This is a genomic window from Parabacteroides sp. ASF519 (assembly GCF_000364265.2).
In the GTDB taxonomy this organism is placed as follows: Bacteria; Bacteroidota; Bacteroidia; order Bacteroidales; family Tannerellaceae; genus Parabacteroides; species Parabacteroides goldsteinii.
Genome location: NZ_AQFV02000006.1, coordinates 5322059 through 5340608 on the forward strand (window position 1 = coordinate 5322059; position 18550 = coordinate 5340608).

An 18550-nucleotide genomic window follows, 5' to 3' on the forward strand; every position below is an offset into this window, starting at 1 on the left:
TATTTATTTTCCATTAGAAAATATGTATAATAACAATAATAAAGAAAGTAAGATGAAATATTTAGTAATCGGAGGAGTAGCCGGCGGAGCAACAGCCGCCGCACGTCTGAGAAGAATGGACGAAAATGCAGACATTATCCTGTTTGAACGGGGCAAATATGTATCATACGCCAATTGCGGGCTACCTTATTATATCGGTGGCGTCATTGCAGAGCGTGATAAACTGTTCGTACAAACCGCCGAAGGTTTTACCGCCCGTTTCAATATTGATATACGGACCGAGCAGGAAGTAACCGTTATCCATCCCAAAGAAAAAAACGTAGAAGTGAAGAATCTCCGCACCGGACAGTCTTATACCGAAAGCTATGACAAACTGGTGCTCTCTCCGGGAGCCGAACCTTTGCGTCCCGGCATCGAAGGTATCGACAGCAAAAAGATATTCACCCTACGCAACGTACCCGATACCGATACGATCAAAAAGTATATAGATCGGGAGCATCCCCGCCATGCAGTAGTTGTAGGCGGCGGATTCATCGGACTCGAAATGGCCGAAAACCTGCACGACCAGGGTCTTGACATCGCCGTTGTCGAGATGGCTAACCAGGTAATGGCTCCGCTCGATTATTCAATGGCCGCTATCGTACATCAGCAACTGATTGAAAAAAAGGTAGACCTGCGTCTGGAAGACGGCGTATTACGTTTTGAAGAGACAGACGGAGGTATCATCGTCCACCTGAAGAGCGGCAAACAGATTCCGACAGACCTGGTTATCCTCAGTATTGGTGTACGTCCTGAAACAAAGCTGGCCAAAGAAGCCGGACTGGCCATCGGAGCCCTGGGAGGGATTGCCGTAAACGATTATATGCAGACCTCCGACCCGGACATTTATGCCCTGGGAGATGCTGTCGAAGTGCTCAATCCGGTAACAGGCAAACCGGCTTTAATCCCGCTGGCTGGTCCGGCGAACAAACAGGGACGTATCGTAGCCGATAATATCGTATTCGGCAATCGCGAAACTTATAAAGGTACGATAGGCACTTCTATTGCCAAAGTGTTTGATATTACGGTCGCTGCCGCCGGTGCCAATGCCAAGTTACTGAAACGGGAAGGCATCCCCTATCAGTCATCATACACCCACTCGGCTTCGCACGCCGGTTATTATCCGGGAGCCGTTCCGATGTCTATAAAAATAGTATTCTCACCGGACAACGGACAGTTATACGGTGCCCAGATTGTTGGATTCGACGGAGTAGACAAACGAATCGAAATGCTTGCCCAGGTAATACAACGCAAAGGAACAGTCTACGACCTGACCGAACTGGAACAGGCCTACGCACCTCCTTATTCGTCAGCCAAAGACCCCGTCAACATGGCTGGTTATGTTGCAGAGAATATCCTTACCAAAAAGGTCGAAACCATTAACTGGCGCGACATAGCACAGCTGGGCAGCAATTCCCTGTTGGTCGATGTACGCACTGCCGACGAATATAACCTGGGTTCCATACCGGGAGCTATCAATATCCCGGTCGACGAACTGCGCAACCGCCTGCCGGAACTGCCAACCGACAGACCAATCGTAGTGACTTGTGCCATCGGATTACGCGGATATCTGGCTTACCGCATTTTGGTTCAGCATGGTTATAAAAATGTAAAGAACCTGTCGGGAGGATTCAAAACATGGAGTGTAGCGACAGCCGGAATAGCTTCCAAACAAACAGAAGGCAATTCCCAAACAGCAATGACACCAAAAACGTCTACCGCCGCCGCATCTTCTTCTCCCTCACAACAGACTATCCGGATTGATGCCTGCGGTCTTCAATGCCCCGGTCCAGTCATGCAGCTGAAAAAACATTATGCTGAGATAAATACAGGTGACCGTCTTCTGATAACCGCCACCGACCAGGGATTCGGGAAAGATGTAGCCGCCTGGTGCAATATGACCGGAGCACAGCTGGTCGGAGTTGAGAATAAATCGGGAGTCATCCATGCTACAATCGAAAAAGGTGAACCTAAAAGTTCCTGTAAAATGGTGAACGGTACGGACAACAAGACGTTGATTGTATTCAGTGACGACCTGGATAAGGCCCTTGCCTCCTTCGTTATTGCCAACGGAGCCGCCTCGACCGGCAAGAAAGTAACCATGTTCTTCACTTTCTGGGGACTGAATGTCATCAAGAAACGGCAGAAACCGTCTGTTTCAAAAGATATATTCGGCAAAATGTTCGGCTGGATGCTTCCCGCCCACAGCGGTAAACTGAAACTATCGAAAATGAATATGGGTGGTGCCGGAAGTTGGATGATGCGCCTCATTATGAAGAAAAAGCATATCGACAGCCTGGAAAGCCTCATCGCTCAAGCCGCTGAGAACGGTGTCGAAATGATAGCCTGCACCATGAGTATGGATGTGATGGGTGTCAAAAAAGAGGAACTGATGGACAACGTCACGCTTGGCGGAGTAGCCACTTATCTTGAACGGGCGGAAGATGCAAACGTAAACCTGTTCATCTAAACACTCCGGTTATTTTCCAAAGGATATATACCCCATAAAAAAAGCATATATGTTTTGCGTTTAAAACATATATGCTTTGCTTACAAAAGTCCCTTATTTTGATTTCAAAAGTCCTATGTTTTTTTCTTGACAAATAATAGGCCTCTATTTCAGGGGCAATGTCGTTACGTCGACATCCGGAGCTGTTCCGTTCGGCTGACGTGTAAAAACTGATTTGAACTCTGTATTATCATTGAAGAAACCGCCGTTACGGAGGAAGAACATATTATCTTCCACCCCACCGGCATAATCCTGGCGGACGCTGGCACGGGCAGTGGCATCATAAGTGAACATGCCTTCAGTAAGCTCTTTCCACTCTCCTTTAGCCGTACGGGCCCATTGGTTTCCAAAATGGACACTACGTTCCAGATAACCTTGCCCGGGCATAAAGTTTTCAAGGAAAGAATGTGCTCCGGTGTACCATGCGTTTGTCTGCGGCCGCAGAAAACCGGCTATCAATCGCCACTCACCTTCTTCAGGAGCAAAGAACCAGGCATAATAGGCCGTATTCCCTTTACCGTCCGGATGAACACGGGTAATGACACGATAAGTTTGTCCGGCTTTCCAGGGATATTTCAGATAACTCTGTCCCCCCGACCCTTCGTTACCGAACTCTCCGATATGTACATCTTTTCCCTGCGCCAGCAGCTTGATGCGGTGGTCTTCCGGTATCGCTTTCGGGTCGTCCGTTTCAAACGGGCTCCATACGGAAAACAAGACACGGCGTTCCGCATCGCTATTCGCCTGGATACCGCAATAACCTTCACCGAAACCATTCGTCATAAAGTAACTGCCAATCTTATCTTCTCCCTCCGGAACCGTTATTTCATTGTAGAAATATTCGATCGATTCTTCCGGTAATGTATATTTCATATGTACGGAAGGTCCGCGCATTCCCCAGTAAGGTTCAAAGTTACGCACAAAATAAAGAGGCTCCTGCGCAGCCGGCCCGTCTATCAGCAGTTCGGAGATATTGGCAAACTGAGCGCCTTCTTTCTCTTCTCCCTGCAAATCCACACGGATATACCCCGGTTCCGTAACGGATACCTTCCCTACCGGAATAACCGTTTCCTCTGCTTCCGTCACTTTTACGGTAAAACTTTTACCACCGAAAGTTACCTTTACAGTCGACGGTCCGTCTGCCGCTTTCCCTTTCAGGAAAAGATTCAAATCACCGGGCTGGCTGGTTTTAAACCACGCCGACAAGACGGCATCCGTCCCCGTCCACGATTTGATACCATCGGTCGAAACCTTCGCACTCTCTTTTCCGGCAGTCACATAAGTGTTTCCGCCTAACGGAACCGATACCGCCTCAGCCGAAGGTTCCATCTGCTTACTCTGGCAGCTGCACATCAGGACAGCTATGCCGAACAGGATAATTTGTTTAATCTTATTCATTCTTATTTTAGATTTAAAGCAAAAACGGGACAGAAGTAAACCTCGCTACTTTCTGTCCCGTTTTTCTATTTATTGTCCGTAGATAAACTAAGGTAATTATTTAATCATATCGAAACCTGTATAAGGAATCAACGCTTTCGGAATGCGGATACCTTCAGGTGTCTGATTGTTTTCAAGCAATGCAGCAACGATACGCGGCAAAGCCAAAGCACTTCCGTTCAGTGTATGGCACAGTTGTGTCTTTTTGTTCTCATCACGATAACGGCATTTCAGACGGTTAGCCTGATAATTATCGAAATTGGATACGGAACTTACTTCCAACCAACGTTTCTGAGCTTCCGAATATACTTCGAAGTCGAAGCAAAGAGCGGCAGTGAAACTCATGTCGCCACCACACAGACGCAGGATACGGTACGGAAGTTCCAGCTTCTGGAGCAGGCCTTCCACATGGTCCAGCATTTCCTGATGAGACTGCTTAGAATGTTCCGGTTTGTCGATACGAACCAGTTCCACTTTAGAGAACTCGTGCAGACGGTTCAAACCGCGTACATCTTTACCATAAGAACCGGCTTCGCGACGGAAACATTGTGTATAGGCACAGTTCTTGATAGGCAACTGTTTTTCATCGATAATCACATCACGGTAGATATTGGTTACCGGCACTTCGGCAGTCGGTATCAGATAAAGGTCGTCCACTTCGCAATGGTACATCTGTCCTTCCTTATCCGGAAGCTGACCGGTACCGAAGCCGGAAGCGGCATTTACCACGGTCGGCGGCATGATTTCCATATAACCGGATTTGCGTGCCTCATCCAGGAAGAAGTTTATCAAAGCACGCTGCAACTGAGCGCCCTGTCCTTTATAAACCGGAAAACCGGCACCTGTAATCTTCACACCCAGGTCGAAGTCAATCAAATCATATTTTTTAGCCAATTCCCAATGAGGCAGTGCGTCCTTCGGCAGTTCTGTTTCCATACCACCCATTTTTTCTACCACATTGTCCTCAGCAGCAACGCCTTCGGGCACTTCATCGTAAGGCACATTCGGAATTGTATAAAGCAGGTTCTGCATCTCTTCCGCAGCCTGGTCCATTTCTGCCTGAATGCCCTTGCTCAGTTCCTTGATTTCGGCAACACGCTTTTTAGCAGCTTCGGCTTCTTCTTTTTTGCCTTCTTTCATCAGGCCACCGATTGTTTTCGACAGCGAGTTAACCTCTGCCAGGTTTGTATCTAATTGATTCTGTGTACTACGTCTTTTATCGTTCAGTTCAATCACCTTAGCGATGCTTTCTTTTGCACCCTTAAAGTGTTTCTTCTCCAGACCACGAATCACGCGGTCTGTTTCTTCCGTAATCATTTTAAGCGTCAACATACTTGCTCTATGTTTATTTATTTTGAAATGCAAAGATACATAAAAAAGCAACTTCCGCTCAGATGTTTACAAAAATATCTCACTTCACCCGTCCTCCCGTTATCCAGCTCCGGGTATAATAGGGTTCGCTCAAGCTGCTGACCATTACTCCCCTGGAAGTACTGGTATGGATAAACTTCCCGTTCTTCAGATAAATTCCTACATGGTTAGGCGTCTTTTTCTTGCCTCCTCCTGTTTTAAAAAACACCAAATCGCCTTCCTGCAATTTGCCACGACTGACCTTCTTACAATTATATTTCAGCATATCCGCCGACGAACGTGCCAACTGTTTTCCATAAACCTCGCGAAACACAATCGCCACAAACCCGGAACAATCCACGCCCCGCTTGGTACTTCCTCCCATCCGGTGAGGTGTCCCCAGCCATTTCGCCCCTTCATTATAAAGAAAGATATTATCATCCGGCGTAATACGCACACCATATAAACGTGACAATTCCTTCGGCCCTTTAAAATCAGCCGGAAGTGCCACACGTTTCTTACTGCTGCAGGATGTCAGGACCAGTACAAACAAAAACAGCCAAAGGCTGAATATAGGATTTTTATATATCATGATTTATTTATTCTCTTTCTGTAGTTGGAGCAATACGATGAACCGTTTCTTTTACTTGCTTTACAACATCTACCCCATCTCATACTTATTAGGATTGATTCTTATAATGCAAATATACATATTTTTCAACACCATTCGAAAAGTTTTTAGAAAACACCATCACATTCCAACGATCGATTCAAAGTAAGGATTCAGTTTGTGCTGGTTATAATTAGCTTCCGCTATCATTTTTGAAGAGTTTGCATAACAATACTCACATTTATGCGGACAGGTATATTTGTTCAACCCCATCAACCCTCTCGCCAGATACTCCATATCATCCTTCTCAAAAAGCCGGTAATTAATATGATTCTTTTCCAGATTCGCTTTTACCTTCTTATATTCCAGAATATCAGCAAAACTGAATACCAGCTTCTTCGTATACCCTTTTAACTGATTTCCGATACGCTCAACCTTTTCCAGTAAATCATCTTTAGAAATCCGGTCAGTCAGCACCATCGGGTCAAAGCGCCAGATAACCCGGTCGCTATCTAGACGGTCAACCAATCGTTTAAACGTATCTATCAACTGACTTATTCCTTCTCAAAATACAATTGTTTTTAGTTGCAAATACAACTGTTTTTGTTTCTAAATACAATTGTATTTGTATTCAAATACTTAAGTCTATGAAATAGAGAACATTTTGAATATTTGTTTTCTTAGAGTTGAAAGAAGATTATTTCACCTACTGACATACTGTTGTCGCCACAATAGTCTATATTTGTAACCTTACTATCAATATTGCAAAATGAAAACAGAAAAGCCATTAGTAGACAAAGATTACGTATTAGATAAAATTGAAAGTTGGACATTTGTCGAAATACCGGAAATCCCAATGCCTAAGACTCCTTTTGGAATGCTAAAAGTAAAAGGAAAGATAGATAACTATGAATTTTCCAATGTACACCTGATGCCTATCGGAAACGGACATATAGGTCTGGCTGTAAAATCGGAAATAAGAAAAAAAATAAAAAAGCAAGCTCCAGATATCGTACATATCACACTGTATGAAGATAATACGCCATTAATAATACCCGAAGAATTATTGTTGTGCATGGAAAATGAGGAGGGCCTCTTAGATAAATTTGAAAAATATAAGCATGGTCAAAAAAAAGCATTTATAGATTGGATTAATTCTGCAAAAACAGAACAAACCAAAGCTAACCGCATTGCCAAAACGATAACAATGATACAAAAGAATGAAAAGATTTAACAGTAGAAACCTGATCGATAGAATACGATCCACTCCTGACTCTTATGGAAATATCACCTGATGATAAATCCATAAAAGACTGGAGCGAACGTAAATGGGCGTTATGACAGGACTTTACTTCAAAAACATAGGCAAGTGAACAATAAAGACCATATCCAAAGTCTGTACATACTTTCTCTTGAATACGAATTACTCCGTCTTTATAGACTTCACCGGATTGTTGAGAGCCGCTCTTAACGATTGGAAACTAACCGTCAGCAAAGCAATCAGGGTTATCAGCAAGGCCACTCCTGCAAAAATATCCCAACCGAGTGTAATCCGGTAGGCATAATCCTTCAGATAGTGGTTAGCGGCATATAAAGAGACAGGAATACCTATTACAAAAGAAATAAGTAAAAGTACCATATACGCTTTTCCCAACAAAAATAGTATATCTATTATTTTAGCCCCCAATACTTTGCGGACACCGATTTCCTTTGTTCGCTGTTCGGCAGAAAAGGCACTTAATCCCAGTAACCCCAAACAGGAGATAAAAATTGCCAGCATAGCAAATAAGGCAGACAACTTTTCTACCAGATGTTCATCCTCAAACAAATCATCGAAACGGTCGGTCATAAAGGTCGGCTCAAACGCATGATACGGTGTAAAAGAACGCAATACCGTCTGTACCCGCCCTATCGCTTCATACGTATCGATATCCGGTTTCAGACGAACAAACAATATATACGTTCTTTGAGGATCATAGAAAAACAAAGCAGACGCCGGCTCAAGTGTATAAAAATCATCGAACACGAAATCTTTCATAATACCAACTATCTCCCATTTGTGATCAGGCGACTGGCCGATTTGTCCTCCTACACGGCCTTCCCTTCCCATTCTTTTTGCCAGAGTCTCATTGATAAGGATTCCTGCCCCTCCCTTATTATTTTTCTTAGCCGGATCGATATCCGTTCCGTCAAGCAGTTTTATCCCGACAGCATCTATCAAACCTTCCGACACAAAATTAAAAGAAATATAGGCATCATCTTCCGGATCTTTTCCATTCCAATACCAGGGATTGGTACGCATACTCGATTTCAGAATCGGACTGGCTGAAAACCCACAATTTTCTACTACACCGGTATTGATCAGCTCATTCCGCACAGCCGAAGACGCATTACACAATTCTTCGGTAGCCGGAAAACTTACCAGATTTTCTTTTTTTATTCCGATATCCCGTTTTTGTACCAGCTGTATCTGAAGATAAATAACGAAAGTACTACAAATCAGGATAAATGCCATCGTAAATTGAAAGATAACCAACCCCTGACGTATCCATGCAGCACTTCCCCCTTTACTCACTTTCTGCATTTTCAGCGTAGTCAACGGATTGAAAGAAGACAGATACAACGCCGGATAACTACCGGCCAGAAAAGTACAAAACAATCCGATCGCCACCAGTCCGGTCACAATCGTCGGATCGAGCAGACTAAAGGATAATTGAACGCCTATAAATTCATTAAACCAGGGAAGACTCAACCAGATCAATCCGACCGACAGCAAAAGAGCTATCGATGTTATCAACCCCGATTCTACCAGAAATTGCCGGATCAGGTGTTTTCGTTTGGTTCCGAAGGTTTTCCGCACTCCGACTTCCAACGCCCGTTTTTGGGAACGTGCAGTCGATAGATTCATAAAATTGATACAGGCAATCAGGAGTATCAACACTCCGATCAGAAAGAAAAGGGAGACAGTCTTTATGTAGCCGCCACCAGTTTCTATCCCATCTTTAAACTGACCATACAAAAGCATTTTATTAAGAGGATAAAGGAATATCTGAATACTCTCACAAGCCGGCCCGGCTTTACGAAAAGCGAGTCCTTTCAGCTTCTCATTCAACTGCTCCAGATCCACTCCCGGTTCCAACTCGACATAAGTTTGCAGCCAGGAAGCCCCCCATTCGTTTACATTAAATACTTTTTTCATTTCCTCTACGAAGACACGAAAAGGTATCAGCCATTCAAATTGGAACGAAGTATTACCGGGCATATCCTCAAACACACCCGTTACTTGATATATAACTCCTTCATGAATCAACCCCTTTCCTATCGGATCTTCTTCGTTATATATCTTTCGAGCCATCGACCGGCTGAGGACAATGGAATATTGCGGTTCGAAAACGGAAGAGGCATCACCACTTATGAACTTCATACCGATCAGATTAAAGAGAGTGGAATCGGCATAAGCTCCCTTTTCTTCAAAAGAGTCTGTTGTATTTTCAGGGACAAAAACGACTGGCTGAGCACTATATCTGCTACAACTCTTCACTTCCGGAAATTCGTCCTCCAAAACTTTTGACAGCATAGAATTTGATTCGAAGCTTGTTATACATTCATTCGAGACAGGAAAATAATGAGATGCACTGACATATATATTTCGGGAATTAGGGATTGCCTTGTTGAAATTCACTTTACTTTCCACCCAGAGAAAGATAAGTGCAGCCGAAGTAATTCCGATTGCCAGCCCCAGGATATTCAGAAAACTATATATTTTATTCCGGAAAATAATCCGGAGAGATCTTCTTATATTCATTGTGTAAGTTTTTTAGTTTGCGGTATAAGCTAATTCTTTCAGGAAATTTTCCGAAACAGGTTTCCCATCCAGCATATGAATAATCCGGTGGCTGTAACGGGCATCGTGTTCACTGTGTGTTACCATAACGATCGTGGTTCCGGCATCATTGAGCATAGTCAGCAGATCCATTATTTCCAGGCCATTGCGACTATCCAGGTTTCCGGTTGGTTCATCTGCAAGGATCAGTTTCGGATCATTGACAATTGCCCGGGCAATCGCCACACGCTGCTGTTGTCCGCCCGAAAGCTGCGACGGGAAATAGTTACGGCGATGATTGAGAAGGACGCTTTTCAAGGCTTTCTCTACTTTCATTTTGCGGAGGGAGGCTTTCATTCCACAATTTTCCAACGGCAATTCGATATTCTCAAATACAGTTAACTCTTCTATCAGATTGAAATTCTGGAAAACAAAACCGATATTCTCCCTTCGCAAATCGCAACGTTTGTCTTCATTTAATCCGGTAACCTCAACCCCATTAAAAAGATAGGAACCCGAATCAGGATCGTCAAGCAATCCCAGTATATTCAGTAAAGTAGACTTTCCACATCCCGACGGTCCCATAATGGCAACAAACTCATGTTCCTTTACATGAAGCGACATATTATCCAAAGCAATTGTCTCCACCTCTTCCGTCCTATAGACTTTCCTCAAATCATTTATTCTAATCATAGTCTTATGAATAATTTAGCATGTTACATATAAATCCGGAACAATTGATATGCCAAAACAGCAATCCCCAATATATTAACCCATTAACAAAACGACCGCCCTTGAATAGTGTCCATAAACGGACACCTTATGTCTGCCTACAGACAAAAAACAGGAACAGCTTGGGCATTCACTTCATTCTTGATATATTTGCAACCTACTAACAAGAGTAATTATGAACTTACACCAGGCAAATATACTGATTGTTGATGATGATAAAGACGTTCTGACCGCCGTACGTTTTTTGCTGAAGATGGAAGTGAAAACAATACTGACAGAAACAAACCCGGACAACATTCATAAGCTGGTCACAGAGAATGACATAGACATTATTTTGTTGGATATGAACTTCAGAAGCTCCATCAACACCGGCAACGAAGGTCTGTTCTGGCTGAAAGAAATAAAGAAACGGAAACCTTCCCTGTCAGTCATTATGATTACAGCCTATGCAGATATAGACCTAGCCATCAAAAGCCTAAAAGAAGGGCCGCAGACTTTATCGTCAAACCCTGGCATAACGAGCATCTGCTGAATATCCTGTCGGAGACACTTCGGAAACAGGCAACTCCGGACAGTAAAGAGAAAACAAATAAAAGAAATACTGATATAGAGATTATCGGAAACTCGGAAAGCATGCAGCTTTTGTTCCATAAATTGCAAAAGATAGCACCTACCGATGCAAACATATTGATCTTGGGAGAAAACGGAACAGGAAAAGATCTTGTTGCCCGCTACATCTATCAGTCATCCCTTCGCCGGAATCAGCCATTTGTAAAAGTAGACGTAGGTTCCCTGACGGAAACCCTTTTCGAGAGCGAACTTTTCGGACATAAAAAGGGAGCATTTACAGATGCGCGTGAAGATCGTACCGGTTTAATCGAGGCAGCAGATAAAGGGACACTTTTCCTGGATGAAATCGGAAATATAACTTTGCAACAGCAGGCCAAACTGTTGACCGTGCTGCAAAACCGTGAAGTGACCCGCCTCGGAGCCAATACACCGATGCCGGTGGATATCCGTCTGCTGTCAGCAACCAACCTGCCATTACGGGAGTTAGCCAACGAAGCAAAGTTTCGTAAAGACTTGATTTACCGAATCAATACAGTAGAGATAACCGTACCGCCTCTACGTGAACGAGGCGAAGATATTATCCTGCTGGCAAAACATTTCCTGAAAATGTATGAGAAAAAGTATTTCAAACAAAAGTTCCGTTTAGCCGACTCAGCCAAAAAGAAACTGATGCTGTATCATTACCCCGGCAACGTACGCGAGCTGCAATACACCATAGAAAGAGGCGTTATCATGGCCGACAGCGATGTGCTGAAAGCGGAAGACATCACCTTCTCTCCCTTAGAGCAACAGGAAGAAAATGCCCAACCGATACCGACACATAATCTGGATGATCTGGAAAAGACAGCCATCGAACAGGTCATTCAAAAACATAACGGAAACATATCGCAAGCGGCAAAAGAACTGGGATTAACCCGGGGAGCCTTATACCGCCGGCTAGAAAAACACGGACTATGACGATCGCCCTATCCATCCTAATCGTTATACTTCTGCTATATATAATATATGTACGCAGGAAAACAAAACAGGATATTGACGAATTTGCCGAGTCCATCATTAACAGAGATTTTTCAAGGAAATCCCCCCGGTTCCAATCTATCACGGATGCCTTCCTGAATCTGGCGGCCGAGAAAGAAGCGCAGCAGCATTACCTGAAAGAGATGCTGGAACTGGTCGATACAGGTATCCTCGCCTATGATGTGGAAACCCATGAATCACTATGGATGAATGATTCTTTTACGACCCTGCTCAACATTCCTCATATCAAGAATATCAACTGGCTGAAAAAGCAAAACGAAAACCTTTTCAATGAACTGCTCGATATCCCGGTAAACAAAAGTACCCTGATAACGATCCATGCCCGGAAGCAAACCATCAAAACAATGACAAACGCTTCCGTCTTTCAAACCGGAGGGAAAACCTACAAACTGATTGCCTTCCATAATGTAAGCGCAACGATGGAAGAAGTCGAATCGGGTGCCTGGAAAGGATTACTCAATGTAATGACTCATGAGATTATGAATTCTATCGTCCCTGTCTCATCCCTCTCGGATACGCTCAGAAGAAAAATACATACATTGAAAGAAAATGTATCCGAACCGTCTACTACGGATCTGGAAGATATGGAACTGGCGATGGACACAATTCACCGGAGAAGTGAAGGCCTACTGCGCTTTGCCGAAACCTATCGTAATCTAAGCCAAAAGATAGTACCTGATATGAAATCATATAATCTCTATGATTTGCTGAGTTCTGTTCATTCCCTGATGAATCCTTCCCTTCAACAAAAAGGGATCGCTTTCACGCTAAAAACAAACGCTCCGGAAGTCACCGCCTTTATGGACAGGGATTTGATAGAACAGGTTATCATCAATTTTATAACCAATGCCACCTATGCCACAAGTGAAAAAGAGAATCCGCAAATACATCTTTTCTCCGGGTATGACTCAGAAGGACATCCTTACCTCACCGTTGCCGACAATGGCAGGGGCATCCCCGACTCAATCCGCGACAAGATTTTCATTCCATTCTTCAGTACCAAGAAAAACGGCAACGGCATCGGCCTGAGCATTTCCCGGGAAATCGTCAAACTGCATAACGGAAAGCTGCACGTGCAAAGCCAGGAGAAAGAAGGAAGTGCCTTCACTATCCTATTCAGTAAGAAATTACAAACCTTCCAGCAGGTCTGTCATTTTATAGACAGTAGTTGATGGATTATTATATATCTCCAACACCTTGGCTCTTGCCGTTGCTTCTGATGTCTTGTCAGACAATAGCTGTTTCTCATTCAATGCCAAAGTTCCCTTTGTGTAGCGTTCAAGATGTCTTTTCAATTTTTTTATGCAAGTGTTTTGAATTAGTTCGGCATGACACTCCTCAAAGTGCAGTAAATACCACAACTCAATACATGGATTCGACACCAGCAATACCGCATCCGGAATACTTTGCAGGTGTTCCAGCATTCCGTCCACATCTAGGTCAAACATTAGAAATGTTTTATCATTTTTGGTTGCAACATATTCCCGTTTACAATTCTCTATATACCGAACGGATATGTTCGAATCGCTCTTTCTAGGGATAATCTGAATAGGCGCACGGTATTGCGAACGAAGGTGACTGATATAGGCAACCTCAGACTCCCCCTCACAGAAAACAAAGAAGTTTGGTTTCATTGTTTTACCTTTAGATTTTCTTATTTGTCGTCCCATATCGATTTCTATTTTATAAAACTATCCGCCTGTTCGTCAATATACGGGATGGCATCAAAACGACCTTGCAGATATGCCTTTTCTGCATCTAGTCCGTCGCGAAAATCTTTGTAATCAAACAGCGAATACAAATCCGAGGACCCGTCATCCCGTTTGTTGACAAAATATATCTGATCCTTACGCAACTTATTGGTATTAAGCAGATATGTATTATGCGTAGTATATATCAACTGCGCCGATTCACTTTTATTGAACAAACCGATAATATACTCTACCAGTTTTATATGCAGCTGCGTCTCGATTTCATCTATCAACAAGATTTTATTATTCTTGACGATATCCAGAATCGTCAGCATCATATTGAATAAACGCTGTGTCCCATCAGACTCTTCAGTAAAAAAATTGAAGGGTATATCCGGATTATTCTTGTGGTAGGTAGTAATAACCAACTGCGATTTCTGAATATCCTCTACCGACAATATCTGGTTTTCAGCCAGATCAATCACCGCAGTAGACAGGACTTTATTCTCGTGCCGGCTGTCGATTTTGACAATGTCGCTGTCGGCAATTCGCAGCACATTAAGGAACTGCTCTTTGTTCTCATTCAACAAGCGCTCGACAGAGAACGAATTATATCCGAAATAATTCAGAATAAAACGCTCATTGAAATATCTAAAAACATCTTTTGCGACATCTCGGTCCATCTGGCTGGCACGCGATACGAAAAGCGTTTTCTTGGAGGTGTTAGCAGCAACATCCATAGGGCGGCGAATCACCGAGCGGAATTCATAGATATCCTTTTTGTCGGGTCCCTTTGTCTCATCACGAGAAAATACCAGTGAACGACGACCATTCGGATAATAATACAGTGCCTCTTTCAATATCTCAACTTTATTGAGTTCAAAAGAATATTCATATTCGATACCTTCAAGAAGGAAGCGAATTAAGAATGTGCTTGGCCTGCCAATGCCCCCGAATTTGAACGGAGTAAAGGCAAATATCGTATTCTCGTTGTAATTGTGAGATGAGAATATCATTCCCACACAAGCGCGAATAGCCTTGATAACACTGCTCTTTCCTGAGGCATTTGCACCATAAATGGCAACAGTTTTAAGCAACCGTTCATCACCGCATACAAATGTATTTTCTTCAAGTTCCTTTGCCTTTTTAGTCTGTATGCTTGCTGCCTGCATATCCAGTACTACCTCATCTTTAATTGAGAAGAAGTTGCTCAAACGAATTTCAAGTACCATTTTATCCTCCTAATTTGTAATTCTTTCGCAAATATAACAAATTAAACAACAAAATCATAATTCAAACAACTTTTTATGGATTAGAGACAGCCTGCATAGACGGTAATATAGACCTTTCTGCATTTTCCACCTTTATTTTGCTGGGAAGGTTAAAAAATTTACTGAACGCTCTTTTATGTCTCTGTAAATATATCCTTGAACACACTAGATTTTTCGTGAATTACCAAATCATTTCCCAGTACTTTCCGGTGCCTGTGCACCCTTTTATAATCCACACAGAATACCCTTTATCCAACCGATAGAAAAAACAGTCCGCATAAAAAGCCTCATTTCTTCCCATCCAACAACAATACACGAAATAAGCAACAGCCAACACTTTAAAGTGTCAGAATCATTGACCATTTTGTAGTCGGAACATTTACCAGATTTCACAGACACATGATATATGATTCTATTCCTTTGTTTTTTAAGAGAAGGAATAATCCAAAGGAAGGCTGTTGCTAATGTATGATATGAATATTATAAAATTTAAGGATTCTTTGATCTGAAGGAACCGACAATACCCATTGATGAAAATCTTCTAATGTCATCTTCCTTGTATAAGGAACGTCCTTTTTGGTCAAAATAAAAATAACAGAAATACTTTCAATAGGTTCTTGTGTTTCTTTTCTGATTTTGTAATCCTGCGTAATAGGGAAAAAATTATGTTCATTAAAGCATAGTTGTTGAGATGGTTCAGCCGGATTAGGATACACAATATTTCCTTTTCCAGCTTCATCAAACCAAAACACACGAACATAACAAGTTTTGGTAGGGCGAATGCTAAATGAAAAATTTTCACCATCCTGATAAGGAACTTCCTTTATTCCTTCAATATAAGCATCAAACTCCAAATCTCGTTTATTTTCTCTAATTCGGATAACCGCATCTATATCAACAGTATAAAACAGATGTTTCTCTTCTGTGAGAATCTGTTCTTTCACAATTTTAAAATTCGTTATCTCTCCAGAAAACTCAGAACTACTTGAACTAACAAAATGATTTAAGCGATCTGATACAGAGCTCGTATTCATAACCGCAAAAAATTCCGATATGCCTGCATTTTGAAGAGCATTGTTCTTTGCATCTTCTATGGCTTTACTTCTTGCTGCTTCAGGGGTGATATTTGCTATTTCCCAACACCCCGTAGCATGAACCCTTTTGGTTTGTGCAAAAAGGGCCGAGACAGAAAGAGCAAACAAAATAAACAGAATAGATAGTATTTTATGCATATCAGAATTAATTGGATTATCTACAAAACTAACGCTTTTTTACTCTTGTTGCAAATTTGTATTATTGGTTGATATAATTTGTTTGATTCCTGTCAAATTATCCAATTTGTCATGCAAATGTTCGGCTTCTTGTTCCAAATTACGATGGATACTTTTGACTGCCACATCTGTTGCAGCTTTAGAACTATAAGAAAGACAAACCATTACTTCCACATTTTTATTACTCAAATCTCTATAAATCTCAATCTCTTTCGCAACACGTCCTAGATCTGCAATGATTAATTCTTTACTTGCTTGTACTGCCTTGTTGATTGCAACGGCTTCCTCACTTGTTAATTCTTTATTAGAAACACTGCTTTCTATAAGTGAACTGATATTGGAACTCATTAATCCAGCCAGTTCAACTTTAGCCTGATGATTTGCTTGCATCTTTGCCGAACTGACATTACCTCCAATCACTCTTGAATTGGCAACAAGGTATGCCGGTAATCCTGACTCATCTGTTGTGACAGATTTCATCCATGCATTTTCAATTTGTTTTTCTAAAGGAATACCACCAATAAATGTCTTGAATCCCTCTTTTTTGTACGTTTTTGCTTCTTTTCTTGCTTGTTTGATAGCTGTCTGTTTTAATTCTTTCCGAAGTTCGGATTTAGGTTGTGTTGGGTTACTTGGTTGTTTGCTACTACCACATCCCATAAAAAAAGTGCACAGACTGAATAAGATAAATACATACTTTGTTCTCATTTTGATTATATTTTAAATTGTTATTTGTTCTATTATCTGCTTCAATATGAATTTGTGACATTCGAACATGAAAAAATTAATCCAATATGTAGATCTGAGCTTTTTGTTCCTTATAACGTGGTATTGACTGCCCCACTTTTGCATGTAAGTATGTCGGATCGCAAATAATATATTTTTCACCTTCCACATTGATGAAGTCACCGGAAACAGGTCTGTTAAACTTGACCGCTGTTGTTACATGGTCTGGATAATCCAATAGAACAACCTGCAATCCCAAAAAACGTCTGACTAGTTGTGAGAACAAAACAGATCTGTCCTCACAATCGGAAAAAGGGTAGTAAAACAGTTCTTCCGCAAAGAAAAACTTTTCATACCCAAACTGTTGTAGGTCGTTTTTGTATTCAAACGAGGTCTGCACGAACTGCAAAAGATAATTCACCGCTTCTTGTTCTGTCTTATCCGATAATTGGGGTAACAATTCTTTCTCAAGACTTTTTCGTGTTATGTTGGAAAGCGGAGTATTGGCATAAACCGAAATCTCAGTTTGCGGATACGTCTGAAACAGATCAATCAGATTTTTGTTTATGTTGATGCTATATTCCTTGTCTCCGACATGACATTGTTTGGCATGCAATGATAAAGATAACCTGAAAGGCCTCTGGGCATGCAAATTTATGTGTTTGATCGTATTGGGATAATCAATTGTATAGGAATATATACCTCCATCTGTATTTGTGTCTTCCAATATATAATATTTTTCGCCATCAAAATTAATAAAAGGTTTTCCATAGACCGTTGTCTGAAAAGGGACAAGATGAATGAGTCTGTTGTTACATCTGCCAATCTTCATCCGAAATCCCAACTGATTCATAATGAATATAGAAAAAATCGTTTGTTCGTTTCTTCTCCCAGGATAAAATTTTTCTGTGATTCGACTTAATAATTGGAACATTCCCCAATCATTCAAATTCATATCGTTTTTGTAAAAAAGTAATGTGTTGATCAATTCCGTATAAGGTGAATCGGATAATTGTTCCCATACAGATGCTATTGTCTTCTCATCAAGGTTCGTCAAAAAATATTTGTATTCGGGAAAATAAAGGAACTGTAGCTCCGAACCATAATATGAGACCATTGTTTTCTGTCCTTTTTCTTTGTTTGAAATAGGCGCATCCCACAAATTGACATCTTCCGATGAAGCTTTTTGGCGAATGATGCTATCTATCTCCAATTCCAAAGTAGAATCGCTTTCTTCCGGTGCAATTTGTACATCCATCTGTGGAATCGGTTTCTTGGGAACTGGAATCGGGTGATTTGTTTGGAACTTAATCCAGTTTTCTTCTATCGATTTGATAAAAACTTTATTGATAGAGTCATTATAAACCACATATTGTTGATGCACCTCATTCTTGAATGTATCAAACTGTTCCTGAAATGTATTTTGTCCGTAGGAGGCCACGGATAGGATTGATACGATACTGATGGCTAAGAACTGTTTCAT

At 41.8% G+C, this 18550-nt stretch carries 14 protein-coding genes and 1 pseudogene; 4 read left to right on the forward strand and 11 right to left on the reverse strand.

Annotated features, from left to right (window positions below; all coding sequences use genetic code 11):
* The first annotated feature begins 52 nt into the window (after nt 1-52).
* Nucleotides 53-2509: a CoA-disulfide reductase gene (locus tag C825_RS21310; RefSeq protein ID WP_010800093.1), complete on the forward strand. Its 2457-nt coding sequence runs from the start codon at nt 53-55 to the stop codon at nt 2507-2509.
* Nucleotides 2510-2653: 144 nt separating this feature from the next.
* Here the strand turns inward: C825_RS21310 and C825_RS21315 are convergent, their stop codons facing one another.
* From C825_RS21315 to C825_RS21330, 4 genes are all read right to left on the reverse strand, one after another.
* Nucleotides 2654-3946 carry a DUF3472 domain-containing protein gene (locus C825_RS21315; protein ID WP_010800094.1) on the reverse strand — a complete coding sequence of 431 codons (1293 nt, stop codon included), beginning with the start codon at nt 3944-3946 and terminating at the stop codon, nt 2654-2656.
* Nucleotides 3947-4042: 96 nt separating this feature from the next.
* Entirely contained in the window at nt 4043-5317 is a 1275-nt protein-coding gene (gene serS, locus C825_RS21320) for a serine--tRNA ligase (RefSeq protein ID WP_010800095.1), read from the reverse strand.
* Nucleotides 5318-5396: 79 nt separating this feature from the next.
* Nucleotides 5397-5927, reverse strand: a complete 531-nt coding sequence (locus C825_RS21325; RefSeq protein WP_007657815.1) for a C40 family peptidase — start codon at nt 5925-5927, stop codon at nt 5397-5399.
* A gap of 159 nt (nt 5928-6086) precedes the next feature.
* A complete protein-coding gene (locus C825_RS21330; protein ID WP_007657814.1) occupies nt 6087-6494 on the reverse strand; it encodes a DUF1848 family protein in 408 nt (135 codons plus the stop codon).
* A gap of 220 nt (nt 6495-6714) precedes the next feature.
* Here C825_RS21330 and C825_RS21335 point away from each other — a divergent pair, with 220 nt between their 5' ends.
* On the forward strand, nt 6715-7179 hold the full coding sequence (locus tag C825_RS21335) for a YdeI/OmpD-associated family protein (protein WP_007657813.1): 465 nt from the start codon (nt 6715-6717) through the stop codon (nt 7177-7179).
* A 189-nt stretch (nt 7180-7368) separates the two neighbouring features.
* Here the strand turns inward: C825_RS21335 and C825_RS21340 are convergent, their stop codons facing one another.
* Together C825_RS21340 and C825_RS21345 are read right to left on the reverse strand one after the other, a co-directional pair.
* On the reverse strand, nt 7369-9750 hold the full coding sequence (locus C825_RS21340) for an ABC transporter permease (RefSeq protein ID WP_010800096.1): 2382 nt from the start codon (nt 9748-9750) through the stop codon (nt 7369-7371).
* 12 nt (nt 9751-9762) lie between these two features.
* A complete protein-coding gene (locus C825_RS21345; RefSeq protein ID WP_010800097.1) occupies nt 9763-10461 on the reverse strand; it encodes an ABC transporter ATP-binding protein in 699 nt (232 codons plus the stop codon).
* A gap of 214 nt (nt 10462-10675) precedes the next feature.
* On the opposite strand from C825_RS21345, the pseudogene C825_RS21350 reads away from it, so the two are divergent.
* Together C825_RS21350 and C825_RS21355 are read left to right on the forward strand one after the other, a co-directional pair.
* Nucleotides 10676-12027: pseudogene (locus C825_RS21350) on the forward strand (sigma-54-dependent transcriptional regulator).
* Complete coding sequence (locus C825_RS21355) at nt 12024-13280, forward strand: sensor histidine kinase (protein ID WP_010800099.1); 1257 nt, start codon at nt 12024-12026, stop codon at nt 13278-13280. Before C825_RS21350 ends, C825_RS21355 begins: the two are co-directional and overlap by 4 nt.
* Here C825_RS21355 and C825_RS21360 read toward each other — a convergent pair.
* The 5 genes from C825_RS21360 to C825_RS21380 all read right to left on the reverse strand — a co-directional run bounded on the left by C825_RS21360 (nt 13236) and on the right by C825_RS21380 (nt 18550).
* Nucleotides 13236-13778, reverse strand: coding sequence for an RloB family protein (locus C825_RS21360; RefSeq protein ID WP_010800100.1), 543 nt, complete (start codon nt 13776-13778; stop codon nt 13236-13238). The two genes, C825_RS21355 and C825_RS21360, sit on opposite strands and share 45 nt — an antisense overlap.
* Before the next feature lie 8 nt (nt 13779-13786).
* Nucleotides 13787-15031: an AAA family ATPase gene (locus C825_RS21365; RefSeq protein ID WP_010800101.1), complete on the reverse strand. Its 1245-nt coding sequence runs from the start codon at nt 15029-15031 to the stop codon at nt 13787-13789.
* A 500-nt stretch (nt 15032-15531) separates the two neighbouring features.
* A complete protein-coding gene (locus C825_RS21370) occupies nt 15532-16302 on the reverse strand; it encodes a DUF4384 domain-containing protein (RefSeq protein WP_010800102.1) in 771 nt (256 codons plus the stop codon).
* Nucleotides 16303-16341: 39 nt separating this feature from the next.
* Entirely contained in the window at nt 16342-17049 is a 708-nt protein-coding gene (locus tag C825_RS21375) for a hypothetical protein (RefSeq protein ID WP_010800103.1), read from the reverse strand.
* 76 nt (nt 17050-17125) lie between these two features.
* Nucleotides 17126-18550: a hypothetical protein gene (locus C825_RS21380; RefSeq protein ID WP_010800104.1), complete on the reverse strand. Its 1425-nt coding sequence runs from the start codon at nt 18548-18550 to the stop codon at nt 17126-17128.

What these genes read in the sequence shown, in the direction of transcription:
- C825_RS21370 (WP_010800102.1), bottom strand. Translation starts at nt 16,302, where the DNA reads ATGCATAAAATACTATCTATTCTGTTTATTTTGTTTGCTCTTTCTGTC.
- C825_RS21365 (WP_010800101.1), bottom strand. Translation starts at nt 15,031, where the DNA reads ATGGTACTTGAAATTCGTTTGAGCAACTTCTTCTCAATTAAAGATGAG.
- C825_RS21360 (WP_010800100.1), bottom strand. Translation starts at nt 13,778, where the DNA reads ATGGGACGACAAATAAGAAAATCTAAAGGTAAAACAATGAAACCAAAC.
- C825_RS21325 (WP_007657815.1), bottom strand. Translation starts at nt 5,927, where the DNA reads ATGATATATAAAAATCCTATATTCAGCCTTTGGCTGTTTTTGTTTGTA.
- C825_RS21335 (WP_007657813.1), top strand. Translation starts at nt 6,715, where the DNA reads ATGAAAACAGAAAAGCCATTAGTAGACAAAGATTACGTATTAGATAAA.
- C825_RS21380 (WP_010800104.1), bottom strand. Translation starts at nt 18,550, where the DNA reads ATGAAACAGTTCTTAGCCATCAGTATCGTATCAATCCTATCCGTGGCC.
- C825_RS21375 (WP_010800103.1), bottom strand. Translation starts at nt 17,049, where the DNA reads ATGAGAACAAAGTATGTATTTATCTTATTCAGTCTGTGCACTTTTTTT.
- C825_RS21345 (WP_010800097.1), bottom strand. Translation starts at nt 10,461, where the DNA reads ATGATTAGAATAAATGATTTGAGGAAAGTCTATAGGACGGAAGAGGTG.
- C825_RS21355 (WP_010800099.1), top strand. Translation starts at nt 12,024, where the DNA reads ATGACGATCGCCCTATCCATCCTAATCGTTATACTTCTGCTATATATA.
- C825_RS21340 (WP_010800096.1), bottom strand. Translation starts at nt 9,750, where the DNA reads ATGAATATAAGAAGATCTCTCCGGATTATTTTCCGGAATAAAATATAT.
- serS (WP_010800095.1), bottom strand. Translation starts at nt 5,317, where the DNA reads ATGTTGACGCTTAAAATGATTACGGAAGAAACAGACCGCGTGATTCGT.
- C825_RS21310 (WP_010800093.1), top strand. Translation starts at nt 53, where the DNA reads ATGAAATATTTAGTAATCGGAGGAGTAGCCGGCGGAGCAACAGCCGCC.
- C825_RS21315 (WP_010800094.1), bottom strand. Translation starts at nt 3,946, where the DNA reads ATGAATAAGATTAAACAAATTATCCTGTTCGGCATAGCTGTCCTGATG.